Genomic DNA, 7752 nt, shown 5'->3' on the forward strand with positions numbered 1-7752 from the left:
GATAAAAGCCAGGGGATACCGAAACCGGGAGCGCTTTAAACTGGGGGTGATGTTCCACTACGGAAAGCTGAATATGGCGTTCTGAGCCTTCCCACCATGATCGGGGAAGACCCATATATATACAGTTTTAAGCGAGGGAAAAAACGATGAAGTTCATTCCTGCAGTATCAGAAGCCAGCATAGTAAAAATTCCTTTGTTCACAGAGCGATGCCCTGCGGGTTTTCCGTCACCGGCAGCAGACTATACTGAGTCTGAACTGGATCTGAATGAGTACTGCATTCACCGGCGCCACTCCACCTATTTTGTCAGAGCGATTGGCAACTCAATGACTGATATTGGCCTCTATTCCGGCGATCTGATGGTCGTGGATAAAGCAGAACAGCCGCGGCACGGGGATATTGTTATCGCGGAAATTGAGGGTGAATTTACGGTAAAACGCCTGCTTCTGACGCCGCGGCCAGCCCTGCAGGCGATGAACCCGGACTTCCCTTCCCTGTACCCGGATCCGGAAACTCTGCAAATTTTCGGCGTGGTGACGGCCTTCATTCATAAAACCCGGAGGGCAGACTGATGTTCGCCCTGGCAGACGTCAACTCCTTCTACGCCAGTTGCGAGAAGGTTTTCAGGCCGGATTTGCGCGGCAAACCTGTCGTCGTTCTCAGTAACAACGATGGCTGCGTTATTGCCCGGAGTGCTGAAGCCAAACGGCTGGGTATAAAGATGGGAACCCCCTGGTTCCAGCTCAAAGAGGCGCAGTTTCCTGAAAAACTGTACGTTTTTTCCAGCAACTACGAGCTCTACGCGAGCCTGAGTAACCGTGTGGTCGCCCTGCTGGAAGAGCTGTCGCCCCGCGTCGAACAATACTCAATTGACGAATGTTTCCTGGATGCCCGGGGAATTAGCCACTGTATGGATCTGGAGGATTTTGGCAGGCAGCTGCGTGGGCATGTTCTCAGTGGAACCGGACTGACGATCGGTGTCGGCTTCGGCGCCACAAAAACACTGGCCAAATCGGCGCAGTGGGCGTCAAAGGAATGGCCACAATTCAGTGGGGTGCTGGCGCTGTCGCCCGAAAATCCACGCAGAACGGCAAAATTACTCAGCCTGCAGCCGGTGGAAGAAATCTGGGGCGTGGGGAACCGGATAGCGAAAAAGCTGCACGTTATGGGGATCACCACCGCCCTGCAGCTGTCGCTGACGAACCCTACATTTATCCGGAAAAACTTCAACGTAGTGCTGGAGCGCACGGTACGTGAGCTGAACGGCGAGAGTTGCATTTCGCTGGAGGAAGCGCCGCCGCCGAAACAGCAGATTGTCTGCAGTCGCAGCTTCGTGCAGCGGATCACCACCTACGGAGAAATGCGCCAGGCCGTCTGCCAGTATGCCGAGCGCGCGGCGGAAAAGTTGCGCGGTGAGCGACAGTACTGCCGGCATATCAGCACCTTCATCAAGACATCCCCTTTTGCGGTTAATGAGCCGTATTACGGTAACGTGGCCACGGAAAAACTGAACACCCCTACCCGTGACACCCGGGACATTATCGCGGCAGCGGTCAGGTCTCTGGACAGGATCTGGCTCGATGGCCACCGCTACGCAAAAGCGGGGATAATGCTCAATGATTTCAGTCCGAACGGCGTCGCGCAGCTGAATCTGTTCGATGACGTGCAGCCACGGCCGCACAGCGATGCGCTGATGAAGGTACTCGACGGCATTAATCATTCCGGACTCGGGAAAGTCTGGTTTGCCGGACGGGGTATTGCGCCGGACTGGCAGATGAAACGGGAGATGCTGTCACCGGCATATACCACACGCTGGAAGGAGCTGCCGGTTGCCCGTTTCTGACCGTTGAAATGACAGAAGGGACTTGCCGCCAGAGCTTACTTTACCGATCATACAGGTGACTTGTCTCAGGGGGGAACCATGACAAATATCATTCTGTGTGATGTGACTGCCAGCGTCAGCGAACTTAAAAACGATCCGGTGGCCACCGCCAGTGCCCGCGGCGGCTACCCGGTCGAGATAATTGACCGTAACCGCCCTGTTTTTTATTGTGTGCCCGCGGCTTTGTATGAACAAATGCTCGATGAGCTGGACGAAAAAGACCTGGTGCAAACGATAACAGAACGTCAAAACCAGCCGCTGCGTGAAGTGGATCTCAATCAGTATCTGTGATGTGCTCCGGTGCGAGGAGCAAGGAATGTATTAAGCCAATGTTAAGGAACAATATGGGTAGCAAAATCGCAGGTGTGGTTTTCTTATACTTCGCTGTCTGGGGAATGGCTTCAGTGATTGAATTGCAGTACTGGCGTAACGCTGATACCTATCCTGTCTGGCTGACAAAACATCTCCGGATCTCTCCTGAAAATAACGACAAGAGCCTGATAAGGATAGAAATGGAAACCTTTGACAAGGTATGTGGTGATAAAAGGGGCCTCCTTGCCGTCACCCAAAAACAAAACGGTATGTTTATGCGCTGTGATGATTCCCCCGGTTTTTTTTCATGGTTCAGCGGCGTTTACAAAGTCAATTAATCAGATAACGTGTTGCACTTTCAATATGTTACCCACATGGTTATCCCCCGTTACTGTGGGTAATCAATATATTGTGTCTCTGGCAGCTGCTTTTCCTACCATATGTTGTCCCTGCCCGTTCTATTTTGTGATCGGACAGTGTGAAAAACGACATCACAGTGGAGACGCTGCTGACGGGATGATGTTCATCCAGGGTCGTAAGATCGGCCGGTACTGGTTACCCGCCGGACGAAGGGCCGGCCAACGCGCAGCGTCGGTAGCTGGCTTTAAAAATGCTGGCGGAAATTTAAAGATGAAGCCGCATACTCTGCGAAATTTTGCAAATTTCACTCAACATGCTTCGTTCAGATCCCAACAGAGCTTTCACCATCGCCTGTAACAGCCGTCCTGCTGCGTGATTACTCCGCTCAACGGGTTGCTGGCGACAAGCCAATACCTGTTCGTGACAGGCATTGATTGAACCGTTGTCCCTAACTAATAATGTGCCGACGATGCAGGTGGGACCGTGGTCCCAGGCAGATAAGCTGACAGACGATGCAGGTGGGACCGTGGTCCCAGGCAGATAACCTGACCGGCGATACAGGTGGGACCGTGGTCCCAGGCAGATAAGCTGACCGACGACGCAGGTGGGACCGTGGTCCCAGGGAGATAACCTGAGCGGCGATACAGATGGGACCGTGGTCCCAGAGAGAATATTCAGGCCAGTTATGTTTTCTGGCCTGTGAGAAAGGAAATGAAGTAAAGGGAGATCACCGTAGACTAAAGCGTGTCCGCATCAGACTCCTGGTTTCTCAAGCTCCTTAAGAATGGCTTCTATTTTCTCTATACACTCCGCAGGAATGCGGGACCTATCCAGGTTAAGCACCATTTTATCGCCCTTATACAATGCTGTTGCCCCTGGAGCAAACTGATGACGTGAGCTCAGATTAACTCTTGATGCGGGAGATTGTTTCAGTACGGATGTTAAAAGACTAATGACCTCTTCAGCTTCAAAGATTAGTCCCGCTTTCTTCTGATCGTGGAGAGTCTCAGCCTGCTGCTTCAGTAATTCTTCTTTATCTGCAAAAGCCTTCTGAAGGGCTTCACCTGACCGGGCAGACAGTTCTCCAGGATGTGCAAACAGGGCAACAACGGATTTAGGCAATTTGGCCGTATTGATACAGCGGGTAATGATCTTACGAGAGATGTTTTCCGCATCGGCAAGCGCAGAAATATTTCCTGCAAACTCATTCTGCAGCCGGCTTGTATAACGCAGGCCACGTTCATAAGCACTCGTCGGCCGATAATCGTTACCCAGTCGGGACAATGCAGCCATCTGCTCATCGTCCAGTTCACCAACCAGAACGCGATAATCACTTTCCGTCAGGATTGCGGCTTTACGGCGACGGCTGCCGTCGGCAATTTCTATGACATCAGAAACCCGGCGGCCGAAAGCTGGAGTCTGCTGACCGGTCAGTAAAAATGAAGGAATGAGATCATCCAGAGCATCTTCGGTAAGTAGTTCCTGATCGCGCTCATTGCCTGACCATACGCGTGAAGCGCTCTCAACAGAGTCTCCCCGGAGCACCTCAAGGGTAAATTTCACTTCCCGTCCACATACCGGAAGAGAGATTGCATTACCGCGGGCCATAGCACCCACGCGCGCAATTAATGAATCCACCATCGGCGCGGCCGGCGCCGGTGATGAAGTATCTTCAGTCGATTGAGTATGTGTGGTATGTCTTGGAATGACAGGAGCACGCTTCATTATCTAATCTCCCAGCGTGGTTTAATCAGACGATCAAAAATCTCATTGCAAACAGGCTCCCAGATAGAGAGGGCATTACGCCAGGCACCGGTTGAAGAACGTTGATCAATAGCCTGTTCAAAAACGGTTCTCATACGGATCTGACCTTTACCGACTTCATCCGTTTCGCGCACAACATTTTTAAGGACCATGCTTCCCCAGGCATCCCGAATTTGTTCTTCCATCCACGGGGACTGTGAGCCATTATTATTACTGTATTTGGTAAGCAGAATACGGACATCTGGCTCGAAGCCTTTAAGATCCACGTTCTTAAGCAGGTCACGAAGCATATCGAAAAACTGCAGTGCGGAGGTGTAGTCGAACAGCTCTGCCGGAGTAGGGACAATCAGAACATCAGCAGCGCATACAACATTTATCGTACCGATACCAAGGTTGGGTGCACTGTCGATAACTATCACGTCATAATCATGAGCGACAGTTTCAATGGCCAGACGGAGCATCAGGTGCGGGTCAGCAGGTAATTTGCCTTCGTCAAATTTCCCCATCAGCTCGGTTTCAATGCGGTGCAGTGCCAGACAGGACGGGATGATATCAAGGCCAGGCCAGCAGGTGGGCTTTATAGCGTAGCTGGCGTCATCCTTTTCCCCAAGATAAAAGGGCAGGAGAGTGTCCTCAGCATGAATATGAAGATCGGGCACCCATCCGTGATACATAGAAGCAGTTCCCTGTGGGTCATTGCCTTCAACAAGCAGAACACGGAGTCCTTTCAGAGCAAGATCCTGAGCCAGGTGAACGGATACTGAGGTTTTGTAAACACCACCTTTGTGAGCTGCAACGCCAATCACCGGCGGAAACGCATCTTCAGCACGGCGCAGTCGTGTACCAAATACATCCCGCATGTGATTGATTTGTTCGATGGTATAACCAACGCGTTGCTCAACTCTCCCACGGGTTTCCATATCAGGGTGCGGCAGCCGGCCAGCTTTCTCGGCATCCCTGATAGCCTGAGATGACACGCCAACTAAATCTGCCGCTTCACCAATCCTCCAGCGCCGGGTTATTTTCCGGGCTTCCGGACTGTCATCATTAAACTGTGCAATGGCGATTGCTTTCGTCATTTCATGACCAGCACTTATGCACTGGTTGAGTGTATCCATGAGTCCCATACTGAACATCCTTTAATCATCACTTTGCATTATTTTATTAAATCTTGGAATTTATTGCAAAGCAACAATAAAATCGCAAAGCACACGAAAAAGTGCAAAGTGAACCACATTGGGTAATGAAAGAACGCAGGGGATTACAAAAGAGTACATACCGCAGTCAATATTAATCACTGCCGCTCGCCGCAGTAAGCGATCTCACACAGTGAGAAAGCGGCGAGGAAGCAGAAAATCACAGAACTCACAGATTGCACGTACGTCGGGTTGCTAAAGATGACTCGGGATCAGCCAGTTATAATGAAATTGACTGCGGTATGTAATATATTGACTATGGTATGATGCTTACCGCATCTGTAGGAAAGACGACTCAGCATACCGCAGTCAATGTTTCATTGTTGTACCTGTAGATCTCAATCTTCCAGAGCGTATTCAGGAAAATCAGGCCAGGGTTCTGGATATCTGGTGTGGCGCTTCCGGCCTTGTATCTGGGTTATTCATGGTCTCGATCCAATAATTGATCCCAAGGAGATCATAGTGAGATCCAAAAGAGATCCCCGGATCGCTCCAGCATGCGCTGTAACTGGCTTTAACGTCTGTCTGGATCGACTGCGGAATGTAAAATGTTGACTGTTATATGCATAATCTAATACTGTGATATGCAACGGTATTTACTGAGGTATGTATATCCGTTGACTGCGATACGTATTACTACATCCTTTTGTGGATAACCGTTGAGGATCAAGATGACGAGCGAAAATAATAGCTTACTTCTGAACCTTCAGGAAGTTGATAAGACAACCGGTGAAGTTGTTAAGCTGGATGTCAACAGCACCAGTACCGTGCAGCCAGTAGCGCTCATGAGACTCGGTCTCTTCGTCCCAACTCTGAAATCAACAGGGAAGAGCAAGGCGAACCGGAAAAACGTTACAGACGCGACTGAGGAGCTTGTACAGCTGGCCATTGCCAAAAGCGAAGGATACACTGACGTTAAGATCACCGGTTCGCGTCTTGATATGGACACGGATTTTAAAGTCTGGCTGGGGATAATTCGCTCCATGTCGGAGTATGGGGTAAAAAGTGACACCCTGGAACTGTCGTTCGTCGAATTCGTTAAGATGTGCGGATTTGACTCCCGTCGTTCAAACAAAAAAATGCGCGATCGCATCAGTAATTCCCTGTTTAAACTCGCCTCGGTTACGCTGAAGTTCCAGAGCGAGACCAAAGGATGGACCACCCATCTGGTGCAGTCAGCCTATTATGACATCAACGAGGATATCGTTGAGATCAAGGCTGAACCTAAGCTGTTTGAGCTTTACCACATGGACAGAAGGGTACTGCTGCGGCTGAAAGCCATTGACGCCCTGCAGCGCAAGGAATCAGCCCAGGCGCTTTATACCTACATCGAAAGTCTTCCCCAGAATCCTGCACCTATTTCCATGAAACGGATGCGTGACCGGCTGAATCTCACCTCAAATGTCTATACACAGAACCACACGGTGCGTAAGGCGATGGAGCAGCTGCGTGATATTGGTTATCTGGATTACACCGAGTTTAAACGTGGCCGAGCCACCTATTTCAGCGTGCATTATCGCAACCCCAAACTCATCAGTAGTCCTGTGAAGGTTCCGCGCAAAGAGGAAGAAGAGAAGGCGCCAGAGCAAAATTATGACGAAGTCATTAAGGCGCTGAAGGCTGCTGGCATCGATCCTCTTAAACTGGCTGAAGCCCTCTCAGCGATGAAGCCAGAAAATTGACTGCGATATGCATATCATGACTGCCGTATGCCGCTAAGGACATTCCATTGACTGTGATATGCATCACGCATACCGCAGTCAATATTTATTCTCTATCATGTCTGCCCGGATCGAACAATATTGACTGTCATATGTGATTTCGGGTCATGATACGCAGATATTGACTACGGAATGCGGGTTTAATGGGGGTAATCCCTGGTCTGTTCACCATTCCATGGGGGATAACATGCCACAGTCAATTTTTCAGTAACGCTCTATATCCCTTACGAAAATCTCAATCGGGTGCTGAGACGGTCATGTTACCTGACGGTATCCGTTCCCCTGTGTACTGCAGGTTTAGCCCGGCAGGATGAGACTGCAGCTGTCTGTATAACCCGGCGCCAGCTTCACACTGTTAAATGCGATCAGGAAACGGGAGCCGAATGGCAGAAAGGTGTTGGCTAGGGAAGGTGCGAATAAGCAGGTCATTTCTTCCCAAGCTGACTCGCTGATTAAAATTTCGCGGATCTGGGCCGATTTTTTTCCCGCAAACACATCGAATCAGCCTATTTAGGCT

General features: G+C 50.3%; 7 protein-coding genes. 5 read left to right on the forward strand and 2 right to left on the reverse strand.

Annotated features, from left to right (window positions below):
* Positions 1–146 precede the first annotated feature (146 nt).
* The 4 genes from umuD to FHC48_RS22620 all read left to right on the forward strand — a co-directional run bounded on the left by umuD (position 147) and on the right by FHC48_RS22620 (position 2532).
* On the forward strand, positions 147–572 hold the full coding sequence (umuD, locus tag FHC48_RS22605; protein ID WP_001776124.1) for a translesion error-prone DNA polymerase V autoproteolytic subunit: 426 nt from the start codon (positions 147–149) through the stop codon (positions 570–572).
* The gene (locus FHC48_RS22610; RefSeq protein ID WP_220420612.1) at positions 572–1843 is read left to right on the forward strand and encodes a Y-family DNA polymerase; all 1272 of its coding nucleotides are present in this window, start codon (positions 572–574) and stop codon (positions 1841–1843) included. The genes umuD and FHC48_RS22610 overlap by 1 nt, the downstream gene beginning before the upstream one ends.
* A gap of 78 nt (positions 1844–1921) precedes the next feature.
* A complete protein-coding gene (locus tag FHC48_RS22615) occupies positions 1922–2173 on the forward strand; it encodes a hypothetical protein (protein WP_000181753.1) in 252 nt (83 codons plus the stop codon).
* A gap of 53 nt (positions 2174–2226) precedes the next feature.
* Positions 2227–2532, forward strand: a complete 306-nt coding sequence (locus FHC48_RS22620) for a hypothetical protein (RefSeq protein WP_000534920.1) — start codon at positions 2227–2229, stop codon at positions 2530–2532.
* A 775-nt stretch (positions 2533–3307) separates the two neighbouring features.
* Here FHC48_RS22620 and FHC48_RS22625 read toward each other — a convergent pair.
* The gene (locus FHC48_RS22625) at positions 3308–4279 is read right to left on the reverse strand and encodes a ParB/RepB/Spo0J family plasmid partition protein (RefSeq protein ID WP_000817038.1); all 972 of its coding nucleotides are present in this window, start codon (positions 4277–4279) and stop codon (positions 3308–3310) included.
* Complete coding sequence (sopA, locus tag FHC48_RS22630; RefSeq protein ID WP_000523812.1) at positions 4279–5445, reverse strand: plasmid-partitioning protein SopA; 1167 nt, start codon at positions 5443–5445, stop codon at positions 4279–4281. The genes FHC48_RS22625 and sopA overlap by 1 nt, the downstream gene beginning before the upstream one ends.
* Before the next feature lie 740 nt (positions 5446–6185).
* On the opposite strand from sopA, the gene FHC48_RS22635 reads away from it, so the two are divergent.
* On the forward strand, positions 6186–7196 hold the full coding sequence (locus FHC48_RS22635; protein WP_000200069.1) for a RepB family plasmid replication initiator protein: 1011 nt from the start codon (positions 6186–6188) through the stop codon (positions 7194–7196).
* The last annotated feature ends 556 nt before the right edge of the window (positions 7197–7752 follow it).

The organism is Enterobacter sp. EC_50, from assembly GCF_019584525.1.
Taxonomy (GTDB): Bacteria; Pseudomonadota; Gammaproteobacteria; order Enterobacterales; family Enterobacteriaceae; genus Enterobacter; species Enterobacter roggenkampii.